This is a genomic window from Thermoleptolyngbya sichuanensis A183, assembly GCF_013177315.1.
GTDB lineage: Bacteria > Cyanobacteriota > Cyanobacteriia > Elainellales > Elainellaceae > Thermoleptolyngbya > Thermoleptolyngbya sichuanensis.
Genome location: NZ_CP053661.1, coordinates 1,986,086 through 2,010,661 on the forward strand (window position 1 = coordinate 1,986,086; position 24,576 = coordinate 2,010,661).

Here is a 24,576-nt window from a genome sequence, read left to right on the forward strand (position 1 = left end):
CAGCCCTTTGAGCAGGGAGGCTTTGCCCAACCACTCAAGCTCCATGATTGAAGATGACTAAAATAGCCGTTACTAATCGTCATCATGAATCGCCATCACGACGCTTGAACAGGCAGCAGCAGATACGGGTGCAACAATTGCAACAATTAGGAAGCTAGGCAGCCAGTCGATTAGCTGGGTAGCAAGACTTTACACAACCTGAGGGTCAGTTAAAGCAGCTTCACGGCAGCCTAGGTATTCTCCAGGCTCACTCAGCCTGACGTTGATTCAGCCGTCTTGCCCTAAACCACCCGTGAACACTCCACCCTTCTCCAGCTTTGCAAAAACCTGGCAAACGCTTCAGCCAAACCTGCTGGCGGGGCTAAAAGCAGCAACCGTGACTGGGCTTGCTATCACTGGGCTGGTGCTGGGGCTGCGGCAAGTGGGCGGGCTGGAGCCGCTGGAACTGCGGATTTATGACCGGATGGTGCGGCTGCGCTTCCGGGACGGATTGCTTGGCGATTCGCCCGATTCGCCCGACCCACGCCTGCTGGTGGTGGAAATCACCGAAGCGGATATTCAAACACTCCAGCGGGCTACACCGTCGGATGAAACCCTGGCCAGGGCGATCGCCCAGCTTCAGCAATACCAGCCCCGCGTCATCGGGCTAGACCTGCACCGCGACGTGCCCCAAGAGCCGGGTCATGCTCAACTCCAGGCCCAGCTTCAAGCCGATAATCTAATTGCCATCGCCAAGCTGGGCGAATCAGCGGGCGATTCGCGAAGCGATCCGTCCCGGAATCGCATTCCGCCACCGCCAGGATTCCCTCCAGAGCGAGTGGGCTTCAACGATTTTGTGATTGACCGGGACGGCGTAATTCGCCGCAGCCTGCTATATGCCCACACCGACACCGAAACCCATACGTCCCTGTCGCTGCGGCTGGCGCTGGCGTATCTCAAGCCAGACGACATCCGCCCGCGCCCCAGCGCCGCCAATCCCGAAGATTTGCAGCTTGGCGCATCCGCCTTTGTGCCGCTACAAGCCCACTCCGGGGCCTATCAGCGCCTCGACAGCAGCGGCTACCAAACCCTGCTGAACTATCGCGCCCGCCAAAATCCGGCTCGCCGCATCAGCTTGAGTCAGGTCTTGTCGCAGGACATTTCGCCAGAGTGGGTGCAGGACAAAATTGTGCTGATTGGGATGACGGCTCCCAGCGGCAAGGATCTGTTCTACACGCCCTTTAGCGCGGGCGAGCAGGTGTCGCACCAGATGCCCGGTGTGGTGGTTCATGCCCAGATGGTGAGCCAGTTTCTCGATGCTGCCACGGGAGCGCGATCGCCCTTCTGGTTTTGGCAAGAGTGGCAGGAGTGGCTGTGGATTTGGGGCTGGGCAACGGTCAGCGGGGCAGTGGCCTGGGCGGTGCGCCATCCGATTGCGCTGGGGCTAAGCAGCGTAGGACTGCTGGGATTGATTGGGGGCGCGGGCTTTGGGCTGTTTTTGCAGCAGGGCTGGGTTCCAACGGTGGCTCCGGCGATCGCCTCGATGATGTCACTGGGGACGGTCGTCGCCTACCGAGCGCAACAGTCGCACCGCCAGCAGCAGATGGTGATGACGCTCTTGGGGCAAAACACCTCGCCTGAAATTGCCGACGCGCTGTGGAATGCCCGCGATCGCCTGCTGGCCTCAGGAAAATTGCCAGGTCAGCGGCTCGTCGCCACGATGCTGTTTACCGATATCAAGGGCTTCAGCACTATTTCTGAACAAATGCCGCCGGAAGCACTGCTGGAATGGCTCAACGAATACCTGGAAGCCATGACCCACGAAATTCAGCAGCACCACGGCATTATCAACAAGTTCACGGGCGACGGGCTGCTGGCGATTTTTGGCGTGCCTATGCCCCGCCTGGAGGAGCGCGAGGTGGATGAAGATGCCTATCAGGCGATCGCCTGCGCGTTGTCGATGGGCAAACGGCTGGAGCAACTGAACCAGATCTGGCAACAGCGCAGCCTTCCGCCGATTCAAATGCGGGTGGGCATTTTCACCGGGCCCGTGGTGGTGGGCAGCCTCGGCGGCAAGGAGCGGATGGAATACGGCGTGATTGGCGACAGCGTGAACACGGCATCGCGGCTGGAAAGCTGCCTCAAGGATCGCCAGGTGGATCTCTGCCGCGTGCTAATTGCCGAGGAAACCTTGATGCACGTTAAAGGAAAGTTTCAGGTGGAATCCTGGGGGCCACTGGCGCTCAGCGGCAAGCAGCAGCTTGTGGAGGTCTATCGGGTGATTGGCTATGCAACGTGATTAAGTATTGGACTAAAGCCTTTCTTTACGGACGGCGCGAAACATTCCGAAGCGGCACAGCCCCACGCTAAAGGCCAGCCACATGAGTAGAATGGTCGGCACTTCTCGCAGCGACTTAATCAAACCGGGAACGCCAAATTTCACCAGGCCCGCTGGTCGCGCGATGCCCTGCCAAATCGAGTCGGGCCAGGAGGGCAGCGTTTCCTTTGACCAGTCCGCAGTGGTGACGGGGCCCTCGGTAAGTCCTGTGGCTTCTAGCAGTTCCGAAAACCCTTCGATGCTGGCGAACTCCGGATGCGACCATTGATCCAGCAATTGCCGCATGACGGTGCGTTCCCAGAGATTCAGAGGAATTTGGCGATCATCCCGCTGGTTCCAGTCGGCCACCACCAGCACGCCGCCGGGTTTCAGCACGCGCATCAGTTCCTTGGCAAAGATTGCTTTGTCGGGCATGTGCGGCCCGGCTTCCACCGACCACACCACGTCGAAGCTGGCATCGGGAAAAGACAGCGCCATCGCGTCGTCTACCAGAAACTTGGCGCTGACTCCGGGCGGCGTAAGATCCTGCGCCCGCTTTACCTGCTGGGGGCTGATGGTGATGCCCGTAACGTTGAAGCCGTAGTCTTGCGCCAGGATGAGGCTGCTGCCGCCGATGCCACAGCCCACGTCTAGCAGGGTAGAACCGCGCGGCAAGCGATCGAGTCCGCCCCAGCGCACCATTTCATGCACAAAGTCGGCTTTGGCTTTGAGAAAATCTTTGCGGCGGGGCGGGGAGCCGTAGTGCCCCAGATGAATATGTTCGCCCCAATAAAATTCCAGGATGCCGTCCTGTGTCCATTCGTCGTAAGAACGGGCGACAGACTCGCCGGACTGATAGCGGCGGGCGGTGAGCAGGTAAAGGATCGTGCCGATGAGCAACATTGCCAGCAGCAGGATGAGGGCGATCGCCAAGAGAGAACCCATGCTTTATGTCGCGTGTCCGAGTTTGATGTAAATCGTTTGAGTAGAGCGTTTGAGTAGAGCGGTGAGCGCGTCGAATCCCAATCTCAAATACGATTGTAACGTTACTTTAACGTCGAACTCGACTAGCGCAGTGAGGCAGCACTCGACCTAGCGTTGGCCTTATCGCGTTTGGAGGGCGATCGCCATGAAGCAGCGCCTTATCAGAGCAGAACTACGAAGCCCCAAACTCCCAAGACGCTGCCAGATGTTGCTGAACGCAAATATGTCAAACGCAAATATGTCAAATACGAATTTCACACTCTGCGGGAAGCTTAGTCTCGATCTTCTCGCTTAGAAATGACGTTGAAATTCTCGTCTAAAAAAACGTCGTATTCTTTGCCGTCGTTGCAGCGCACGTCTTCGGCTTCAAAGCCAACGCCCTGGATATAATCCACATCGCCAACCACCGGGCATCCCTGAGACTGAAGCACTTCGACGACTCTCGCCCGCTCTTGGGGAGTTGCATCTCGATCGATATCAGCCCGGGCCGCCTGGGAGGTCAGCATTCCTGCCGATATCAATAGCAAAGAGACAATGCCGCTGCCAGAAAACCGGATTAAAGATAAGCCTTTCATGCAAAACTCCTATGTTTTACAGTCAATAAACTGCTCATAGGCTACCGATACGGGCACACGAGTTTGTTCTATCAAGAGGTATATTCACAGACAATCAAGCGAAGGAAATTCTTAATCCTCTAAGAGATACCTGCCTTGCTCCAGATCTATTTCTCTGGTCATGTAAGGCTTGATGAAACCGTATGATGAAGAACCGTATGATGAAACGCATCGACGTTGCACGAGGAAGCCAATGGAGTCAATGGATTCTCTGAACTGGGTGATGGGCGGGCTAGCCGTGGCAATTTTGATCGGCGGAATGCTGATGATGTTTACGACGGTGTTTACCACCAAGCGATAGAAAGATTGCGGCCGCTATCCATCGCGGCGATGTACCCGAAATTCTTGCTCTAGCGTAGGTAGCTCAATGGTGTCCTGGGCAAGCTGGGCGATCGCCTCCACATCAGCCAGTTTTTCTCGCAAAATCTCGACCCGATCCTGGAGGCGGGCGCGAATTACCTGCGGCCCGGCGCTGACGCAATCGCTACAGGCTTCTCCACAAATTACGCCCTGGTCGTTGTAGATCACCGCCAGCAGGAGTTGGTTTGAGCCGCTGCGGATGGGGCGAGACTCACGGCCGCAAATCGAGCAGAATACTGGAACGTTGCCAAAATAAATGCTTTGTTCCCAAACGATCTTCACAGGCCTAACCTCGATTGCGTGGCGCTAGATGGCAGAATCGGGCGGATCTTAGGACGGTCAGATCCAGCAGAGCCAGACTTCAGCACTGCCCGAAGACTCGATACGGCGCACTCGTTGACAGGTTGACAGAGCGGCCCCTCAATTCATCCCTAGTTTGTGACCAAAAGCCTAGCCTTGCTGTTTGGTTTAAGGATGTTTTCTGAATCACAGATTTGGGGGTGTAGACCGTGAGACGTTTGAAGAATGGCCACAAAAATTGCCTCACAGGCCAGGAATCCGGTCGCTGCAAGGCAAGGACAGTTAAACGCTACTTATAGTGTGGAGGGCGATCGCCCTCATGAACTCGGTCGCTGTGCCGATTTCTTGGGTGTCCTGTAGCACGATCGCATCTATCTTAGGGAATAGCCTGGTGATCTGGGTCACAGCTTACCGTCCGAGTCTTGTGCAGGAACGAGTCGGGTTTGGGAGCGGGAGAGCCGCCCGACAGTGCCTTGTTGTCGGGATTTGCAGGTCTTTTATAGAGAATTGCTGGGGAGATTATGGGGCGATCGCGCTGCAATTCCTCAAACACCTGCCCATCATTGGGTTTACAAAACGTTACTTTTTTATGCACCCTGGGCAGATTAAATACAGTCAGTCCTCTAGAACTGCGTCTAGTAGAACTGCGCCTAGCATCCCTTCAATAGTCAATTGCGACTGCTGACTCATCAATTCTTTCGCGTTTATCCCTTATCCCATCCATCCATCCTGCGAAGAACCCTCTATGCTTAGCCAGATGAAACGCCTCAGCCTGGAGACCGAAGGCCAGTATGCGACCGATGCAGACCTGCAATTCTTGCGAGATTACGCAAAATCCTACGGGCTGCGAGTCGAAACCTATCGGCGCATCCAGAACGCCGAGGCGCTGCTAGTGAGCCAGGTTCAGCAATACATGATGAGCAAAGACCCAACTCTGTTTCAGAACGGCGACAATGACCTGACGACAAAGTGGAAGCGGGATACCGTGCGGGTGCTGCGCTATTCTGCGGTGGCGATGCTGCTGAACGATCCCGAAACACTGCAAGAGCGCTTTTTGCTGTGGTTTCAAACCATCATGCGGGCCTTTGGAGCACAGCAAAGCTGCAACGCAACCTATGAAGCCATGCAGCATGTGGTGCAGCAACATCTGACCCCTGTACAGGCCAGCCTGTTTTGCCCCATTTTGGAAATTAATCGGCATCTGCTGGGGGGCAGCAACGCCTAGCCAATATACTCCACAGTCCACAGGCTTCCTAAGCGAGACGGATTGCCAACGGCTCACGCAGGGGGCCGTTGTTTTGGCGACAGCCTTTTAGCGATAGGTCGCCCTGGAGGTTCGCACTGGCTGGAGATTCGCACTGGGCCTGTTGTTACGCCGGGTGATTGTGACAAAGCGTATTGTTACGAAGCGTGTTGCTACGAAGCGCATTGTTACGAAGCGCAATGCTGCCAATCCTGAATTAGCCTACCGAATTCTGTAAATTTTAGAAGGCGATCGCCCCAAAACCGTGGTTTTTTGTTTCGGGGGCCACGTCCATCCGTTATTAGAGAATATATTCTAGAGAATCAGAAGTAATACGGATGCTTCGCGGGGCTGTTGACTCACGGGGCGGTATGCTTTAGGTGATTTTGACTGGGGTGAGGGTTCGCTATGCCAGTAAGACGTTTTGAGTTGCGATCGCCCGAAGGGGGCGCGGATGGGTTTGGCATGTATTTGGGCGGAGCGGGACAGTCGGGCGCAGCCAGCGGCCTCGCGCCAGAAGCGCTAACCCGCCCCCGGTCAAAATCCTGGCGATGGCTGATTGTGGGGTTGACTAGTTGCGCGGCCTTGGGCGGCGTGGCGGCATCGGCGCTGCTGTGGATGCTGATGCTGCCGCCCGCGCCCGATTGCAAAACGGGATCTCCGCTGGCTCCCGATATGGAGCGGCTATTTTGCGCTCAGCAGGCGGCTCGGTCGGGCGAACTGACCGAACTGCTGTCTGGCCTGGCGCTGATTGAAACCTGGACTCCGGAGCATCCGCTTTATAAGGAAGCCCAGCGGTCGGTTGAAGAGTGGTCGAAGGGGCTGCTAATCATCGCCCGCCAGAAGATGAACGCCAGCGACCTGCAAGGCGCGGTGGAAATTGCCCAGCGCATTCCCAAATCTAGCTCGGTGCGGGCCGATGCAGAGGCGGCGATCGCCACTTGGCAGGGCATCTGGCGGCAGGGCGAGGCGCTGGTGGCGGCTGCTCAAACTGCGATGAAGGAACAGGCCTGGGGCAATGCCTCGGAGGTGATCCGCGACCTAGGCGAGATGAGCCATCCCTACTGGGGCAACCAGCGGGCCCGGGCGCTGTCGGAGCAACTGCTTGTGGAACGTAAGGCACGCCAGCAGTTTGCCGAGGCTCAGAAGATCGCCCAGGCGGGTAAGCTGCCCGATTTGGCAAAGGCGATCGCCCAGGCAGGACGAATCGACAAGGGCAGCTATGCCTGGAGCGATGCCCAGCCCGTGCTGAACCAGTGGAGCGATCGGCTGCTGGGCGCAGCATTCCAGCTTTGGCAGGAGCAAAAGTTTGACCAGGCGATCGCCCTCACCAAGCAGGTCGAGGTCAATCCCGGTCGGGCTGAAATGGCGAAGGATTTAATCCAGCTTAGCGAAGCGCGGAAGCTAGCCGTTTCCACCTGGACAAACTGGGTCGCCACGCCGCAGCACGTGATCAGCCTGATGGAGGCGATCGCTGCCGCAAAGCAGATCAAGCCCACCAGCGCCTACTATGCCCAGGCGCAAAGCAGTCTAGCAAGCTGGCAGATTCAGCTAGATGGGCTGCGGCAGTTGCAACTGGCCCAGATGACGGCGGGCGTGGGAACCGTGGAGACGCTGAAGACGGCGATCGCCCAGGCCAGCAAGGTCCAGCCCGGAAATCCCCGCCGCCTGCAAGCCCAGACCATGATCGCTCACTGGCATCGCGAAATCGAGCGGCTCGAAGACCGGCCGCTGCTAGCACGGGCGCGACGGCTGGCTACCGAGGGGACAGTGGCCTCGCTGCAATCGGCGATCGCCCAGGCCGGGCAAATTTCCGAAGGTCGGGCGCTGCGGGGCGAAGCGCAGTCCTTGGTGCGCGACTGGACGCGCCAGATCCAGGTGATCGAAGACCAGCCCTACCTAAACCTGTCTCGGACGCTGGCACGGCGGGGCCGGCTGCGAGAGGCGATCGCCGCTGCGGCGCTGGTGCGTCCCAACCGGGCGCTCTACCCCCAGGCGCGGGCTGCGATTCGCGATTGGCAGGCAGAGCTAAATCGGTTCAACGCCTCGCCGATGCTGCCTGAGCGACCCACCCCTAGTCCTAGCCCAGCCTTGGAACCCCCCTTCGGAAGCAGCCGATCGGGCGCGATCGCCCCTGGAGCAGACGCTTCGTCTGACGAGACAAAAGAGCCGAAATATCGCTTGCCGCAGGCCCCCACCCGCAGCACTCCGGGTCAGCCTGCGCCATCGGGCACCCTCCCCCGCCCATCTGTGCCAGCGCCCATCGCGCCTGAATCTAGCGCTACGCCCCAGCCTGAATCCACGCCCAAGGATATTTCTGGACTGGCGGAACCCGAAGCGCCTCAGGTTATGCCGCCTGCGCCGCCTGCGCCGCCTGTGAACGTTGCGCCGCCGCGTGTGGTAGAGCCGCCGCCGCGTGTGGTAGAGCCGCCACCGCGATTTGAGCGTCCCCAGGCAGCGCCCGTGCGGGAGGCTCCGCCCGAAGCTGCTCCGGTTCGTCGGGAACGCCCCGCCGCGATGGAATCCGTCCCCGTGTCGCCGCCTAGCGAACCCGGGCCCCAGGCAATGGAGCCAGAATCCGCCAATTTCACCGAGTCGCACTCCTAGCGCTGCCGCCAGATATACGCCTGATTACGCCAGACATAGGCCAGATTACGCCAGACATGATTCCTGCTTTGGGACTGCTTTGGGAAATTTGGCCTATGGATTAGCTCGTTTGTCTAAACTGGTTTGCCTAGACTAGCCGAACAGAGCGTTGGCTCCAGCCTTGCGGAGCAACATCGCCCTCTGAAGGAATAACCTGGGCGACCGCCCTCGATTCGAGATACCCAGCCTGGTGAAGTGCGGACAAACAGTCCGGAGCCGTTTCTGCTGGCACACAGCCCAACAGCCCGCCAGCGGTTTGCGGGTCAAACAGGATATCGGCTGGAATTTCGGAAGAGCGCGACGGAGACCTTTGCTCCCAATCCCGCACCCAGCAGGCCGCAGCCAGGTTTTGCGGATGCAGAGAACTGCGGAACCCCTGCTGCAACGTTTCTGCTGCACCGGGCAACAGCGGCAGTGCCGACAAATCTAGCTGCACGCCCACAGGCTCCGATGCTCGCAGCATTTCCACTAAATGCCCCAACAGCCCAAAGCCTGTAACATCTGTGCAGGCATGAGCGCCATGCCCCTGAAAGATTTTCGCCGCCGTCTGGTTTGATTGCAGCATCGTGGTGATCGCCCCTTCGATCCAGCGGCCCTTGGCTCGTCGCTGCATCTCTGCGGCAAACAGCGTGCCCGTGCCCAGTGGCTTTGTCAGAATCAGCACATCACCCGGTCGCAGTCCACCCTTGGGCAGCAGTTGGGACGATTCCGCCAGACCATTGCAGGCAAAGCCCAGCGCCAGTTCCGCTCCCTCCACCGTATGCCCGCCCATCAGCACTGCCCCGGCAGCGTGTAGAACTTTGGTCGCCCCCGCCAGCAGGTGAACTAGCATCTCCTCTTGTTTGGCAGGCGTGGCGTAGGGCAGCGTGGCGATCGCCAGCGCACTCTGCGGACTTGCCCCCATTGCAAATAGGTCGCTCAGCGCGTGGTTTGCCGCAATCTGCCCAAACACAAACGGATCATCCACCAGCGCCCGAAAGTAATCCACCGTTTGCAGCAGCACCCACCCTGCTGGAACCTCTACCGCCGCCGCGTCATCCGGCGTGTCTAGCCCGATCAGGATATCGTCACGCTGAAGTGCGGGATACTCTGCCTGCACTCGTTGCAAGGCGCGATCGAGCGGCTGGCTACCGATTTTGGAGCCACAGCCCGCGCAGGGGAGAGAGTTGGAAGCGCGGCGGGATGGGGCGAACGTCCTGCGTTCGACCCGCTGGCTCCTCATCTCTGGCAAGTTCGAGAACTTTTCCATAAAGCGGCGATCGATGCGGTCTTTCCACTGCCAGAACCAGGGGGTGGGGCCAACGTGCAGAGGGCCGCGAGAGGCAACAGCCGTGCAATCGCCCAATCCAACCAGGATCAAAAACTCCTTTTGCGGCACGAAGGGCTTCGGCGGCTGGCCCAGCAGAGCGCGGCGCAGATTCTCCACCAAGGGCTTGCCCTGGCGCACAGCAAACACGCCTGCCTTAGGGCGCGGATGGCGAACCATCGTGGCCACGTCGCCCGCTGCAAAAACGTAGGGATGCGAGATAGATTGCAGGCAGTCATTCACCTGGATAAAGCCGCGATCGTCGGTTGCTAAGCCGGATTCCTTGAGCCAGGATGCGGCCGAGGCTTGCGTCACCCAAAAGGGGCGATCGCACTCGATCCAGCGCCCAGACTCGCAGCGCAATCCGTCGGGTTCCACGGCTGCCACCGTTTCCCCCAGATGAAGCTGAATGCCCCGCTGGGCAAGGATATGCTGCATCTTGCGTCGCATTCCGGGGCTGCGCTCTGGCAAGATTTCGCGACCGCGATGCACCAGATGAATTTCCAGCGGCGTGTCGAGATGGCCTGCCTGTTGCAACACCTGCCGCAGCCGCGCCCGTATATTCAGCGCTAGCTCTACGCCGCCCGCGCCACCGCCCACAATGCCCAGTCGCAGAGGACGCTGGGGCTGTTCAGACACCTGCTGAACGATCGCCTCCCATTGGGTCAAAAACTGCGAAATCGGCTTCACGGGAATGGCGTACTCCGCCGCGCCGGGAACCGTGGAGACTGCGGGTGTGCTGCCAATATCGATCGAGAGCCAGTCGAAGGCGATCGCCGGATGGTGGGCACACAGCACCCGATTTTGCGCCAGATCCAGACCAACCGCGCGATCGCCGATCAGCCGCACCCCAGCAAACCTCGCCAGTGGCCGCAGGTCAATGTGGCACTCGTCAAATTCGTACAGCCCTGCCACGTATCCGGGCAGCATTCCCGAATAGGGCGTGTGCATCACGTCGGTAATCAGCGTCAGCCGCGCGCCAGGAATCGGGTTCATGCCCCACATTCGGAGGGCGATCGCGTGGCTGTGTCCGCCCCCGATCAGCACGAGGTCTTGTGTAACAGGCGTGGGCGCTTCCAAGGTTATTGCAGCTTCAGCACTGCCATAAAGGCTTCCTGCGGCACGTCCACCGTCCCGATCGCCTTCAGACGTTTCTTACCCTTGGCCTGCTTTTGCAGCAGCTTTTTCTTGCGGCTGATGTCGCCGCCATAGCACTTGGCCAACACGTCTTTTCGCAAGGCCGGAATGTGTTCGCTGGCCACCACGCGGCTACCGATAGCGGCTTGCAGCGGGATTTTGAACTGGTGGCGCGGAATGAGTTCCTTTAGCTTTTCGACCAGCGCCTTGCCCACATAATAGGCTTTGTCGCGGTGAACAATGGTCGCCAGCGGGTCAACCGGGTCGCCGTTGATCAGGATATCCAGCTTCACCAGGGGATTCTCGCGATAGCCGATGAGGTGGTATTCCATGCTGGCATAGCCGCGCGATCGCGACTTCATCTGGTCAAAAAAGTCCGTCACCACCTCCGCCAGCGGCAGTTCATAGGTCAGCGTCGTGCGCCCCTGGGTCAAATACTTCATATCTTTGAACACGCCCCGGCGAGACTGGCTCAGCTCCATCAGCGGGCCGACAAACTCCTCCGGCGTAATCATGTCCACCTGCACATAGGGTTCCTCAATCGCCTCGCGCTTTTGAGGATCGGGCAGGTGGCTGGGGTTGTCGATATAGACCTCGCTGCCATCTAGCAGACGAACCTTGTAAATCACCGATGGAGCCGTGGTAATCAGATCCAGGTCGTATTCGCGCTCCAGTCGTTCCTGCACAATTTCCATGTGCAGTAGCCCCAAAAAGCCGCAGCGGAACCCAAAGCCCATCGCGCTGGAGGTTTCGGGTTCGTATTGCAGTGCCGCGTCGTTCAGCCGCAGTTTTTCGAGCGCCTCTCGCAGGTCTTCAAACTCATCGGCATCGGTAGGGAACAGTCCGCAAAACACCATCGGCTTGGCTTCGGTATAGCCAGGGAGCGGTTCCTTGGCTGGAGCCGTCGCCAGGGTAATGGTGTCGCCCACTCGCGCATCGGCCACTGCTTTGATGGCAGCCGACAGATAGCCCACTTCGCCTGCGTGCAGTTCGTCTACCTGGATTTGGTTGGGCGACAGCACCCCCAGTTCGTCGATTTGATACTCTTTGCGGGAAGCCATCAGCCGGATGCGATCGCCCTTCTTCAGCGTCCCATCCATCACCCGGAAGTAGACAATCACGCCGCGATAAGAATCGTAGTAGCTGTCGAAAATCAGCGCCCGCAGCGGCTCCTGCACCGTGTCGCGGGGCGGCGGCACCAGATGCACGATGGATTCCAAAATCTCGCTGATGCCAATGCCCTCTTTCGCCGAGGCAAGAATGGCGCTGCTGCAATCCAGCCCGATAATTTCTTCGATTTCTCCCTTGACCCGATCTGGCTCTGCCCCCGGCAGGTCGATTTTATTTAGCACCGGAATGATTTCCAGATTATGCTCCAGCGCCAGGTACACGTTTGCCAGAGTTTGCGCCTCCACGCCTTGGGAAGCATCTACCACTAGCAGCGCACCTTCGCAGGCGGCCAGAGAGCGCGACACCTCGTAGGAAAAGTCTACGTGCCCCGGCGTGTCGATCAGGTTCAGCACGTAATCCTGCCCGTCTTCGCCGCGATAGTTCATGCGGGCTGCCTGGAGCTTGATCGTGATGCCGCGCTCTCGCTCCAGCTCCATATTGTCGAGAAATTGCTCCTTCATTTCTCGATTGCTGACAGTGCCCGTCGTTTGCAGCAAGCGGTCGGCCAGCGTGGACTTGCCGTGGTCGATGTGGGCAATGATGGAAAAGTTGCGGATGTTTGAGACGGGAACGTCGGTCATAGACGCAAAGCATCAAGGGGTAAAAGGGGCGGCAATGCTTAGAAGAACCGCAAGAGAAACCAGGCAGTGAATCGTCCTTAAGGCATACCGCTTAAGATATTGTAATGCTTCTCTCTGCCGGACGCATCGGCAGTCCCTTGAGTCGTCTTGGGTTTCGCCGCAGTTGAGAGGAACCAGATGACCTATGATTTCTAAATAGATCGAGATAGATCAAATCAAGATAGATCAAGTTGTAGCGTATTGTTTTACGCTGCAAGGCGGCCTATAGGGATATTAGGCCTTGTGGGCAATTCAATTCAGGGGTGCTTGGGAAGAAGGGCGATCGCCCCTTCGTTTAAGAACCAGAATCTTTAAGAGCCAGCATCACGCACAAAAGTGGGTACAGCTTTCTGGAGTAGGGTGCAATAGAGATGCAGTAGAGGTGCAGTAGACAGGTCTTAAGCCGAGTGGATGGTTGTTCCAGTGCCGCCAAGGGGGTTTGGACACAGAAGGCTTTTCTGGATACAAACGCTCTCGCCCGCGAAAGGCTCCTGCTGGAATCCAGACGAAACGCTGCTTCCTCTGCGGCCTGCCACCGCTAAGACTCAAAATCTAAACCGAGATCTAAACCAAGCTCAACACCAAGCTCTACAAATCAAGATTTACAATTCAAGCCATTAAGTTCACAACTCACAACATTAGATTCCCTGTACAAAACGATTTAGGGCAGAATTTACTGTAAGTCGTTAGATTCTCATCCTGGAAGCGTGTCTGTATAGGCTAGCCAGGCAATATCAGCGACGGAACAAATGCGGAACGGTGAGAGAGTAAGACAATTCTATGAGCGACCCTGTTGTGGAATCTAATGCTGCGAAGACTGATGGTGTGAAGACTGATGGCATGAACGCTCAGGCCGGTGTTCAGGGTTCAACTCAGGAGGCGATCGCCCCCACAGACCCGCCACCCGCCGCCAGGCCCAGAGCAACGGCTGGAAATAAGGTCGATTTGTCAATCCAGATCGACGCTGAGCTATTGAATCAGATTGGGCATCTCACCAGCGATCCGAGCAAAGTGATCGAAGTCGCCGTGCGTCAATGGCTGCGGGGGGGAGCCTCGCGGGACGACGACCTGACGCGATCGCTCCAGCGCAATCCGCCTGTTCCCCCCCGTGGAGAATGGAACGACTAGCTGATTGCTGTAGGAATCACGGATTTGCTTTAAAAGCCGTTGCAGATAGCCTCTGCGACAGGCTACGTTAGGCGAAGATACTTGCTGAACCTGATTCCAAGAACATTTTGCGCGTTTTAACTCACTGTCTCCGATGCACGCTGATGACCTTGTCTGAAGATTCTTCTAGTTCTGTCGTTGGCCCGGCAGATGTAGCGATTGCTAGGCGACCCGGCGGCCCACTCCAGAAACCGCCCTCCATTGGTGATCTCATCTTCATACAAGACGCTGCGGGAACCTACCTTTCCTTCTCCTGGAAAGACGCAGATCGCTATGGACTGGGTTCTACGGACTTGGTCGGTCGGCCGATTGAGGAAGTCGAGTTTGCGCCAGCCGCCCTTGCGCCCTACTTACAGCGGATTCGCATGGTGCTTGATTTGGGCAGCCCCGATGGGTTTTCCTACTTGTTTCGCTGTGGCGGGCAGTATCTCGTTTTTGACCTCGCGCTCAGCCCCATTCTGCAAGTCAACGCGCTGCCTTCAGCAGTCATCGTCACGGGGCATCTGCTCTATGCCTGCACCGATGACCAGGCCCACCTGCTGCTAGAATCGCCCCCTCGCTTCAGCACGCTCCGGGGCAGCGGCTCCATCTTTTATCAAAAGGCACTGACTCGCGTTGCCTGGAACATCCGCCATACGCTTGACCTCGATGCCATCTGGCAGCAAACCGCCACAGGACTGGGTGAAACGCTCAACCTGAGTCGCTGTTGGGTGTGTGCTTACCCCGCTGAAGAGGGAAAAGCGCAGATCATGGCAGACTATCGACAAGATGGGGCGGCGGAGTGCGTCGGGCAAACGCTGGATTTACCGCACTTTCCCTACTTGCAGCAGGCCGTTTCCACGCTCCAGCCCGTTAGCACCACGCAGATTGATGAAGAAAGCGGTAGGGAGATGGCAATTTTGGCGATCGCCACCTGCCACGATGGCCAGCCCAACGGACTCCTTGTGCTGTACCAAGATGATGAAGCTCAGGTGTGGAGACAGTCCGAAATCGAGCTAGTTCAGGAATTTGCAGAGCAGATTGGAACGGGGCTGGCCCATGCCAGTTTGTACGCAACGAGCCGTCGCCAGGCCGAGCGACTGATGCAGCAGTATCACGACCTCGAGGAGAGCCGTCGCCAGGCCGAAGAAGCCTCCCGCCTCAAGAGCGAGTTTTTGGCCAACACGTCCCACGAGCTACGCACCCCGCTCAACGGCATGATTGGCTTCCTCAAGCTCATCGTAGACGGCATGGCGGACGATCCCGAAGAACAGGGCGAGTTCATCGAAGAAGCCTACCGCTCAGCGGTAAACCTAAACGACATCATCAATGACATCCTGGACATTGCCAAAATCGAAGCAGGCAAGCTCGAAATCGAGATTAACCCGGTCAAGCTCGATGACCTGATGGACGATGTGGAACGCTTTATCCGTCCCCAGGCCGAACACAAGCATCTGAGCTTCAAAATTTGCAAACCTGAAACGCGAGATCCAATCATCCTGAACGGCAACTATCAGCGCCTCCGCCAAGTGCTGCTGAATCTGTTGGGCAACGCCATCAAGTTCACCCACGAAGGCGGCATCACCGTTACCACCGACATCCTGCCCCGCCAGTCCGATCAGGACAAGGGCTATGCCAAGATCAGCGTGGTCGATACGGGCATTGGCGTTTCGCTAGAGAAGCAAGACCGCCTGTTTCAGTCCTTTAGCCAGGTAGACGGTTCCCGGACTCGGCAATATGGTGGCACGGGGCTGGGCCTGGCCATTTCCCAGAAGCTTGTAGAAGCGATGAAGGGCGAGGTGAATTTCTACAGCCTGGGCGAAGGTCTGGGGTCTACGGTTACCTTTACTGTGCCCCTCCATCAGCACCCGGTGCTAATCGCTAGACAGTCTGAAGAGGAAGATGCGGATCTGGCAGACTTGGCAGACTTGGCAGACTTAGCAGACTTGGTAGACCTGGATACGATGGAGTAGCGGCAGTTAGCGTGGCTGTCCCTCAGATATACCTCTCAGGTATACCTCTCAGACATATCATAGATGTACCTTAGAGTAGCGGTAGCTCTAGGGTAGCGGTAGTTCTAAGTAGCGGTATCAAACGGGCGATCGCTCTTAAGCCCTTGCCGTAGCATAAATCTAAGCCGTCTTCTGGGTGATCTCTGCTATGTCGATTACGCTTCAGGTCAATGGCGAACCCCGCACCTGCGAGCCGGATACCTCGCTGCCGCAGTTTTTGGAGCAACTGGGTATGAATCCGCGCCTAGTGGCGGTGGAATATAACGGCGAGATTTTGCACCGCCAGTTTTGGGAAAAGACCCTCATGCAGGCGGGCGATCGCCTGGAAATTGTCACCATTGTCGGCGGCGGCTAATGCAAAGACTTGTTGCAAAGACTATTGCTCAATTTAGGGCAATCTAATTAGGGCAATCTAACCTGGGGTTTTCAAGTACGGTCATCCCTCCTGAAACCCACTGCTAGCCGCCCTCAGCGCAAAACGGAGCGCGTTACATTAGAAGTATTGAATGGCTGTGTAACGTTTTCTAAAGCTTTGTTGCTAAAGCTCTGCAAATTTTAGCTCGGCAAACTGCTTAGCTCGGCAAACTGCTTAGCTCAGCGAAACCATTTAGCTCGGCAACTCGGCAAACTGCTTAGCTCGGCAAACTGCACAGCCTGCCCCACGGGCATTGCCCGAAACGTTTATATGAGGGCTTGAGGCAATGGGAAAGTTCTTTTCTCAAGTATGGCGGCCCCTGCTTCGGCCGCTGGTGGTTTTCTCTCTAATTGCAACATTGGTGTTTGGCAATGCAGGTAGCGCTCTGGCCCTGAGTCGGGGCGGCGGCCGCATCGGCGGCGGCGGGTTTAGCGTGCCCAGCCGCACCTATACCAGCCGTCCGGCTCCATCCTATGGCGGTGGCGGCTATTATCCCGGTGGTTATCCTGGCGGCGGCATTGGGTTTCCGCTGGTGTGGGGGCCGATTTTCTTTGGCGGCGGTGCGGGCAGCCTGTTCACCATTCTGATTTTTCTCTCACTTGCATCATTTATCGTACGGAGCGTCCGAGCCGCGCAGTCTGATGCGAATGGCTATGACGACCTGGGCTATGGCGCAGCGTCGCCCACGGTTTCGGTGGCCAAAGTTCAAGTGGGGCTGCTGTCTGGCGCTCGCGGCTTGCAGGCAGACCTGGATCGGCTGGCGAAAACGGCGGATACGGGTTCCAAAGAGGGGCTGACGGAGGCGCTGCAAGAAACGACGTTGGCACTGCTGCGGCATCCCGAATATTGGGTCTATGGCGGCACGCAGTCGGCACAGTATCGCCTGGAGGCGGCTGAGGCACAGTTTAACCGACTGGCGCTGGCAGAGCGCAGCAAATTTAGCGAAGAAACGCTGTCGAATGTCAACCGCCAGTTGCGGCAGGCGGGAACGACTTCGGCCGCCCTGGCCACGACGGGTACGGGTGAGCTGGTAGCGGCAGAACAGCCGACAGAAATCCAGTCGCAGGGTGAATATATCGTGGTGACGCTGCTGGCGGCAACGCTGGGCAAGCTGGATTTGCCCGTGGTGAATTCGACGGAAGACCTGCGTCGGGCGCTGTCGCAGATGGGATCGGTGTCGAGCGATCGCCTCTTGGCGCTAGAAATTCTCTGGACCCCCCAGGTGGAGGGTCAGACCCTCTCGTCAGATGAGCTAGTCGCTGAGTATGCTGATTTGAGATTGGTCTAGCTAGCCTGTAGATAATGGGATACGTTAGGGATTGAGCCTTCAATCCCTATTTTTTTTACGAATTTTGAAGGGGTCTGGCGGCAAATTTTTTGACCGCGATCGCCGATAGAACTGAGTAATTCTCTCTAGAGGCACGCCCAACCCAGCGGCGATTAGCACGCTCTGATTGATCAGCGTCGTCTGCCACACCCCCAGCGCTTCCCACCGCCGCGCCGAAGTCGATACCACTGCTGGGGCGATCGCCACTTTGCCCAAGGTCTGAGCCTTTCGTACCAGCTTCAGATCTTCCAGAATCGGCACCTCTGGAAAGCCGCCCAGTTGCCAGAAAGTGTCTGTTCGCAGAAATAGCGCCTGATCGCCGTAGGGCAGGCTGAACCAGCGCGATCGCCAGCGCACCCCCCGCTCCACCCAGCGCAATCCCGGCAAGGTTCCGTCAATCAACAGGTCAAACGCCCCCAGCACCACGCCCGGTTGGGCCAGGGTTTGCTGCACCAGATGGGGAAACTTCTGGGGCAGGCGAGTGTCGGCGTGGAGGAAAAGCAGAGTTTTCCCCATCGCGGCGGCGGCTCCGGCATTCATCTGGCGGGCGCGACCGGGAGCGGAGTGGACGACCGTTGCGCCATACTGCTGAGCGATCGCCCGCGTGTCGTCCTGGCTGCCTCCGTCTGCCACAATCACTTCCAATGTGCCAGAGGGCGATAGGGTTTCCAGCAGGCTCGGCAATTCTGCGGCTTCATTCAGCGTTGGAATGATCACGGAAATCACCTGCTTCCGCAGCGCCTCCCACACGGGCAAGTCGGCAGCAGTGTCAATGTCCGTCAGTGGGTCAAGCGTTGCTACCGAGAGATGGAGAGCTTGGGCGATCGCCCTAGTCTGGGCAAACACACGCTCTGTGCCCCAATCAATGCCGCTGAACAGATCTGCAAGGGGCTGCCGCAGGCCGATGAGATAATAGCCGCCATCGGTGGCCGGCCCCAGCACCAGGTCATGGCTCTGCAACGCGGTAAAGGCCTGCTGCAAAATTACGGAATCCACGCTGGGGCAGTCTGCACCAATCACCACGACCCGCTCGGCTCCAGCGGCGATCGCCCGTTCCACCGCACTCAACAGGCGATCGCCCAAGTCTCCTGACGGCTGCGGATGCAGCGCCCAGGAGGTTCCCAGCCAGTCTGCCATTTGGGACAATTCGCCCCCCGCAAACCAGATTTCTGCCGAAATAGGGCGGGTCGAATTCTCCGCCGTCGGAGACAGGAGGGGACGGATTTGCCGCAGCACCTGCGCGGTCATCTGTCGCTGAAGCTGGGCGGATCCGGTTTCTCCCAAATGCGGAATGAGGCGCGTTTTCGTGGTTCCTGGCTGGGGATAGCGCGAAAACAGAATTAGATGATTGGCAAGAATCACGGCTAAAAATTCCAATTTTGGGGTGAAATGTTAAGGGGCGATCGCCAAGATGGCGGGGCAAAGAGTCTTACTAGAAAGTCTGATGAGAAACGCTGTAACTACCAGGTAGAAAAGATTCTCCCGATCCCTCCTCAGTCTAGGTCGTCATTCATCGAGCTTTGGAAAAAAATTGACCTTTGTACTCTGAAATGAGCTAAGATGTTGGACAAAATTTGAGGGAATTTGCCATGGGCTTCAAGTTTAAGATATTGGCTGGACTGCTCACCCTGGCAACGTCGGGTGGGGCGCTGGGGTCAGGGGCGATCGCCCAGACTGTCACTTCAACCCGCAGCGCAGACGACATTCAGACACTCCAGCAAGCGTTTGAGGACGCTTACTATGGTGCCAGCGGCACTTTCTTTGGCAACCGAGGCATTGTGAACTCCTTCACCTGGTTCCTTGGCCCCTTCCCCGAAAACAACATCATCACCGATGCGCGGCAGGTGCATCGACTCTACGTAGACGCTTCAAACCAGCAAAATCTGGACGGCCCCATCATCCGCACTGCCGATCTGAATAATCCCTTCGATACCTCACTGCTGCTGCTGCCTCCCTCTCAACCCCTCCGCCCACTTCCTGCGGGTCCTCAGTTTCCGCCCTTCAGCCAGGGTGTTCCAGGAGATCCTCAGCCTGCGCCGCGTCCGGCCGGCCCGGTTCGAGGCCTCTGGTAGCATCCTGGAAGCAGGCTAGACAAAGCAGGTTGGATATAAACAGGTTGGATAAAGCTAGGCGAGCTAAGGTTTAGCCCGTGATTAGTTCACCTGTGACCGATTTGCCTGTAACTGATTCTGGCTAACAGCCATTCGCAACTGCCAGTTTTCAGTCACCTGCCAGTTTTCAACACGAGTTGCAGCAAGTCCTGTTGCAGCAAGCCATTATGCAAGCGCCACGCGGTTAGATGTTCAGCGTGGCGCTTTTGCTGTTACTGCAACGTTTTTCTCGACCGTTCTTAGTCTGGCTCCCAGCGCTTTCCAGGCTCAGCCTTGCCGCTTATCCAGCGATGGTGCTTGTATAGGCAATTCTTATCAAAAATCAGCGTGGACTATGCATCTCAAAAGAAATACGACAAACTAGGGGAAACTTGTCGGCTCGTCTAGTACCCCGCGAAACAGAGGCAGCGCGAGAATTCCTTGCTTTCTCCTGACTTAAAAGCTGAAACGCTTTCATAGGAAGGAACTGGGCGATCGCCCCCCTGATGAGTATTTTTACTTCAAATTGTCTTCTTTATTAACTTCTGATAAGAAAGAGGGCTATATAATTGACACGTCTTTTGCAAAAATTAACCTAAAAAATCCCTGCTCACGTCTAGGCTGCCCTCAACAATGCTGCGAAACCCAGAAACATCTTTCACCCTACTAGCCCTGCTAGTTGCCCTCGGCGGCGCTCCTGGTTTACTTGGACTGCGGTGGGTAGTTCCAACTCTGGCACAATCTACGCCGCCAGAATTCCCGCTGCCTGCCAGCGTTCCGGCAGACACTTCCGTTACTATAGACGGCTCTGCCAGTATGACGCTGATTAATGAAAGTCTGAAGGCCCGCTTTGAGGAACGCTACCCTGGCACCCGGGTCAACCTTGCCGCAGGCGGCACAGATGCGGCGCTACAAGCCTTACTGGCTGGAGACCTGGATCTGGTGGCAGTGGGGCGCGACCTGACCCAGGCAGAGCGGGATCAGGGATTGGTAGAGGTTCCCCTCAGCCGAGAAAAAATTGCCATCATTGTAGGCGCAGACAACCCCTTTGCAGGCGATCTGACGTTTGAGCAGTTTGCTCAGATTTTCCGGGGTGAAATTACGGACTGGTCGCAGGTTGGTGGGCCACCTGGGCCGATTCGCTTTGTCGATCGCCCTGCTTTTAGCGATACACGCCAGTCACTCAGCAACTATTCAGTGTTTCAGGCAGCGCCCTTTCAAACTGGGCCCAACGCCGAGCAGATTGCGACAGACGACACGGCAGCAGCGGTGCAGGCGCTTGGGGCAGATGGGATTAGCTATGCTATCGCCAATCAGGTGTTGAACCGGGGTGACGTGAAGATCGTGCCCATGCACCAGACCTTGCCTACCGATCCTCGCTATCCCTTTTCGCAGCCAAGGGGCTATGTCTATCGCGGCACACCAACTCCGCCTGTGCAGGCATTTTTAGGATTTGCGACCTCGGAACCCGGTCAAGAAGTGGTAGAAGAGGCGCGTGAACAAGAAGCCACCGCAGTTGCGCCAGCGGCTCCGGTCGCGCCAGTACCCGCCACCCCCAGTCCCGTGCTGGATGCCGCGCCCACAGTCGTCACTCCACCGCCATCGAGTAATCAACCCGAAGGCTGGCTGCCCTGGCTGGCGCTGTTGCTGCTCGGAGCGTTGCCCTTCTTGCTGGGGCTATTTCGGCGGCGAGAGGCCGTGGCTCCGGTTGCGCCGCCGCTGCGCCCAGTGGCCACTGTCGCACCGCCCCGCCAAGTTCCCGCCAGCCGGATTGTGTTAACCCCGCGCAATGCCGAAGATGCCTACGCCTATTGGGAAGCGCCAGAGGCTCATAAAGCAGATCTGAAGCGCCAGGGCGGACGCGATTTGAAGCTGCGGATCTACGACGTGACGGATATTGACCTTGATCGGCAGCCCGCCCACAGCGTCCAAGAATACGATGTGGCTGAAACCGACCAGGATCGGCATGTGCCTATCATGGCGGGCGATCGCGACTATCTCGCAGAAATTGGCTACACCACCAGCGACGGACGCTGGCTGAAGCTGGCCCGATCCAACTCGGTGCGCGTGCCCACGATCCTGTCTGCGGCTGAAGCAACTCCTACTCCAGTCGTGCCGCCCGGTGTGCCGCCTGTCGTGCCGCCTGTGGTCGCTCCAGTTGTGCCGCCTCCAGCGGTATCCGTTTCTCCAACAGTGCCCGCTCCAGCACCTACCCCAGTGGAACCCAGTATGGATGAATCTGCTGTTGATGAGCCTGATGTTGATGAACCTGTTGTAGCAACGCCAGAGCCAGAAACCCCCACTGTGCCGCCGATTGCTGCGGCTTTGGGCACGGGGGCAACGCTGGCAGCAGGCGCGGCTGCGATGGCAGCGCTGGCCAAGGAAGATGACCAGTCTGCTGTTGAAGCGGCAAAGTTTGATGTAGGGCAAACGGATCTGTCGGCTGAGCGACTGGCCGATGTAGACACGAATCTACCCGACTTGCCTGATGGCTACGGCGAGAGCCGAATTGTGCTGATGCCTCGCGATCCGCAGTGGGCCTACACTTATTGGGATGTGCCCGACCAACACAAGGCACTACTGCGCGGTCAGGGCGGACAGCGGCTGGCGCTGCGGCTATACGACGTGACCGATATTGATGCCCATAGCCAGCGTCCCCATAGCGTGCAGCAGTACGACTGTGACGAGCTAGCCCGCGACTGGTATTTGCCCATTCCGGTGAGCGATCGCGATTATTTGGTTGAAATTGGCTATCTCACACCAGATGGTATGTGGCTGGTTCTGGCAAGATCTAATGCGGTTCGCATTCCGCCAATCTACCCGTCCGACTGGTTTGAGGATCAGTTTATTACGCTGGGTTGGGATGAAGACCGGCGCGGCAAGACCTTCCTGCGATTGATTCCGCCAGGGCGACGAGTGGCAGACACGGGCAACCCCATCTACGACGAGATTTTTGACATGGCCGAGTCTGCCGAGGCAATGCGTCTGGCGGGTTCGCTCTATGGTTCTATGCAGCAGGTTCCGGCCTCGGTGCAGGGTTCCCATCAGATGGAATCGGGCGCAGCGCTGAGTTCCATGCAGGCCTCTGGGGCAGCCATTAGCAGCTACGTTCACTCAGAATCTGGGGCAGCGCTGAGTTCCATGCAGGCCTCTGGTGCAGCCATTAGCTCGTTTGTTTTCTCGGCTGAAATGGGCCAATGGTCGGGGAAAACCGAGTCTGGCGTGGGCCTATACACTGAGTCGGGTGTGGGTCGATATACCGAATCGGGCGTGGGCATGTCCGGCGTGGGCATGTCTGGCGTAGGCATGTCCGGCGTGGGCATGTCCGGCGTGGGCATGTCTGGCGTGGGCATGTCCGGCGTAGGTCGATACACCGAGTCCGGCGTGGGGATGTCGGGCGTGGGCATGTACACCATGTCGGGCGCAAGACTTTATACCGAGTCTGGCGGAGCGCTTTACACGATGTCGGGTGTGGGCCTGTACACCGAGTCGGGTGTGGGTCGATATACCGAGTCGGGCATGGGCATGTCCGGCGTGGGTATGTACAGTATGTCCGGTGTGGGCATGTCCGGCGTGGGTATGTACAGTATGTCCGGTGTGGGCATATCCGGTGTGGGCATGTCTGGCGTGGGTATGTACAGTATGTCCGGTGTGGGCATGTCTGGCGTGGGTATGTACAGTATGTCCGGTGTGGGCATGTCCGGCGTGGGCATGTCCGGTGTGGGCATGTACAGTATGTCCGGCGTGGGCATGGGCTATCCGGGGCCGATGAGCTATGCGCGGATGTCGGGCGTAGGGATGTACACCGAGTCGGGCGCAGGTCTGTATACGATGTCGGGGGCTGGGATCTACAGCCAGTCGGGTGTAGGGATACCGAACTTCTCTGGCATTGGCATGTCGGGTGTTGGCTTCTTTGGTTCTATGCCGCCGATTCGGGCGCGGAAATTCTGGCTAGTGGCAGATGCAGAACTGATTATTTACGGCGCAACGGAGCCAGATGCCTCGGTGACCATTGCTGGACGGCCTGTGACACTGAATCCCGATGGCACATTCCGCTTCCAGATGTCCTTCCAGGATGGCACGTTGGACTTCCCGATTTTGGCGGTGGCGGCGGACGGCGTTCAGACCCGCGCGGTCCATATGCGGTTTAATCGAGAAACGCCAGAACGCCGCACTAGTACAAAGGACGAGGCGATGGATCAGCCTTACTAGGGCCTGGCATGATCCTTCCTTGGTGATCCTTCCTTCAAGACCTTAAAGAGCGCGATCGCCCCGTCTCTGATTCTGGGCTGCCTGAGCGGCCTGCTCAGAGACACGCTCATAGAGCCGTTCAAGCTGCTGAAATAGACGGCTGCTGCGGTCGATGTCGGTTTCGCAGCCGCGAATCTCTTCGGTCTTCCCGTTCGGGTAAAACCGATAGACGGCTTCTGGCCCATCGGCAGCCAGCAGGCAGAGATTTGGGATTGGATTGCGGACATTTGTCTCGCTGCGGATCTGGTCAAAATCGGCGCGGGCAATGCGCGATCGCAGTTGTTGCAGGGTTCCTCGGCGGATGCGTCCGGTGGCGCGATCGCCGACGCTGTTGGCATAGCGGTAGCTGCCGTCCGGATATATTGTCACTTCTGAAAAGCAGCCTGGCGGATAGCAAAAGCCACCCTCGCGGCGAACCGTGACCAGAGGAGTTCCGCCCTGGCTGACTGGCTGGGTCGGAGCAGGCCCATTTTGAGCAATGGATAAGCGGTTGGGTGGAGCGGCGATCGCGGCGCTGGCGATCGCCAAACACAGTCCCACAACCCCAACCGTCAATGGCCAAGTTTTCATCCCGAAGCCCTCACAGAAACTCAATACTGCTACTTTAAGTTCCTGCTTGCTTTGGAGTCGTGGAGTTACCAAAACTGAAACTTGCAGAC

At 57.8% G+C, this 24,576-nt stretch carries 16 protein-coding genes and 3 pseudogenes; 11 read left to right on the forward strand and 8 right to left on the reverse strand.

From position 1 onward, the window contains the following. Window positions 1-292: 292 nt before the first annotated feature. The gene (locus HPC62_RS08360) at window positions 293-2,278 is read left to right on the forward strand and encodes a CHASE2 domain-containing protein (protein WP_205370695.1); all 1,986 of its coding nucleotides are present in this window, start codon (window positions 293-295) and stop codon (window positions 2,276-2,278) included. Between the two features lie 12 nt (window positions 2,279-2,290). On the opposite strand, the gene HPC62_RS08365 is transcribed toward HPC62_RS08360, so the two are convergent. The 4 genes from HPC62_RS08365 to HPC62_RS23900 form a co-directional block, all read right to left on the reverse strand. After that, on the reverse strand, window positions 2,291-3,241 hold the full coding sequence (locus HPC62_RS08365) for a methyltransferase domain-containing protein (protein ID WP_172354776.1): 951 nt from the start codon (window positions 3,239-3,241) through the stop codon (window positions 2,291-2,293). Between the two features lie 311 nt (window positions 3,242-3,552). After that, entirely contained in the window at window positions 3,553-3,855 is a 303-nt protein-coding gene (locus HPC62_RS08370) for a PepSY domain-containing protein (RefSeq protein ID WP_172354778.1), read from the reverse strand. 354 nt (window positions 3,856-4,209) lie between these two features. Further along, on the reverse strand, window positions 4,210-4,536 hold the full coding sequence (locus HPC62_RS08375; protein WP_068513220.1) for a hypothetical protein: 327 nt from the start codon (window positions 4,534-4,536) through the stop codon (window positions 4,210-4,212). 300 nt (window positions 4,537-4,836) lie between these two features. Further along, window positions 4,837-4,959 (reverse strand): hypothetical protein, encoded by a 123-nt coding sequence (locus HPC62_RS23900; protein WP_267313433.1) that lies wholly within the window; start codon window positions 4,957-4,959, stop codon window positions 4,837-4,839. 340 nt (window positions 4,960-5,299) lie between these two features. Here HPC62_RS23900 and HPC62_RS08380 point away from each other — a divergent pair, with 340 nt between their 5' ends. Together HPC62_RS08380 and HPC62_RS08385 are read left to right on the forward strand one after the other, a co-directional pair. Next, on the forward strand, window positions 5,300-5,779 hold the full coding sequence (locus tag HPC62_RS08380) for a globin family protein (protein ID WP_172354780.1): 480 nt from the start codon (window positions 5,300-5,302) through the stop codon (window positions 5,777-5,779). Between the two features lie 426 nt (window positions 5,780-6,205). After that, window positions 6,206-8,404: a tetratricopeptide repeat protein gene (locus HPC62_RS08385; RefSeq protein WP_172354782.1), complete on the forward strand. Its 2,199-nt coding sequence runs from the start codon at window positions 6,206-6,208 to the stop codon at window positions 8,402-8,404. 127 nt (window positions 8,405-8,531) lie between these two features. Here the strand turns inward: HPC62_RS08385 and selD are convergent, their stop codons facing one another. Together selD and lepA are read right to left on the reverse strand one after the other, a co-directional pair. After that, window positions 8,532-10,829: a selenide, water dikinase SelD gene (gene selD / locus HPC62_RS08390; protein WP_172354784.1), complete on the reverse strand. Its 2,298-nt coding sequence runs from the start codon at window positions 10,827-10,829 to the stop codon at window positions 8,532-8,534. Between the two features lie 2 nt (window positions 10,830-10,831). Continuing rightward, complete coding sequence (gene lepA, locus HPC62_RS08395) at window positions 10,832-12,637, reverse strand: translation elongation factor 4 (protein ID WP_172354786.1); 1,806 nt, start codon at window positions 12,635-12,637, stop codon at window positions 10,832-10,834. Between the two features lie 879 nt (window positions 12,638-13,516). Between lepA and HPC62_RS08400 the strand changes: the two genes are divergently transcribed. The 4 genes from HPC62_RS08400 (at window position 13,517) to HPC62_RS08415 (ending at window position 17,537) form a co-directional block, all read left to right on the forward strand. Next, window positions 13,517-13,804: a hypothetical protein gene (locus tag HPC62_RS08400; RefSeq protein ID WP_390820350.1), complete on the forward strand. Its 288-nt coding sequence runs from the start codon at window positions 13,517-13,519 to the stop codon at window positions 13,802-13,804. 143 nt (window positions 13,805-13,947) lie between these two features. After that, window positions 13,948-15,795, forward strand: a complete 1,848-nt coding sequence (locus tag HPC62_RS08405; protein ID WP_172354788.1) for an ATP-binding protein — start codon at window positions 13,948-13,950, stop codon at window positions 15,793-15,795. Window positions 15,796-15,982: 187 nt separating this feature from the next. Then, window positions 15,983-16,189: a sulfur carrier protein ThiS gene (thiS, locus tag HPC62_RS08410; RefSeq protein ID WP_172354790.1), complete on the forward strand. Its 207-nt coding sequence runs from the start codon at window positions 15,983-15,985 to the stop codon at window positions 16,187-16,189. Window positions 16,190-16,535: 346 nt separating this feature from the next. Continuing rightward, window positions 16,536-17,537, forward strand: a complete 1,002-nt coding sequence (locus HPC62_RS08415; protein WP_172354793.1) for a DUF1517 domain-containing protein — start codon at window positions 16,536-16,538, stop codon at window positions 17,535-17,537. A 39-nt stretch (window positions 17,538-17,576) separates the two neighbouring features. On the opposite strand, the gene HPC62_RS08420 is transcribed toward HPC62_RS08415, so the two are convergent. Next, window positions 17,577-18,938, reverse strand: a complete 1,362-nt coding sequence (locus HPC62_RS08420) for a TIGR04283 family arsenosugar biosynthesis glycosyltransferase (RefSeq protein WP_172354795.1) — start codon at window positions 18,936-18,938, stop codon at window positions 17,577-17,579. Window positions 18,939-19,165: 227 nt separating this feature from the next. On the opposite strand from HPC62_RS08420, the gene HPC62_RS08425 reads away from it, so the two are divergent. From HPC62_RS08425 to HPC62_RS23085, 4 genes and pseudogenes are all read left to right on the forward strand, one after another. Beyond that, the gene (locus HPC62_RS08425) at window positions 19,166-19,648 is read left to right on the forward strand and encodes a hypothetical protein (protein WP_172354797.1); all 483 of its coding nucleotides are present in this window, start codon (window positions 19,166-19,168) and stop codon (window positions 19,646-19,648) included. Between the two features lie 834 nt (window positions 19,649-20,482). Further along, window positions 20,483-21,682, forward strand: a pseudogene (locus HPC62_RS08430) (substrate-binding domain-containing protein); the annotation flags it as partial. Window positions 21,683-22,030: 348 nt separating this feature from the next. Continuing rightward, window positions 22,031-22,918, forward strand: a pseudogene (locus HPC62_RS24145) (DUF4912 domain-containing protein); the annotation flags it as partial. A 630-nt stretch (window positions 22,919-23,548) separates the two neighbouring features. Continuing rightward, window positions 23,549-23,878: pseudogene (locus tag HPC62_RS23085) on the forward strand (DUF4912 domain-containing protein); the annotation flags it as partial. Between the two features lie 42 nt (window positions 23,879-23,920). Here the strand turns inward: HPC62_RS23085 and HPC62_RS08440 are convergent. After that, window positions 23,921-24,487, reverse strand: coding sequence for a hypothetical protein (locus HPC62_RS08440; RefSeq protein ID WP_172354799.1), 567 nt, complete (start codon window positions 24,485-24,487; stop codon window positions 23,921-23,923). Window positions 24,488-24,576: the final 89 nt, after the last annotated feature.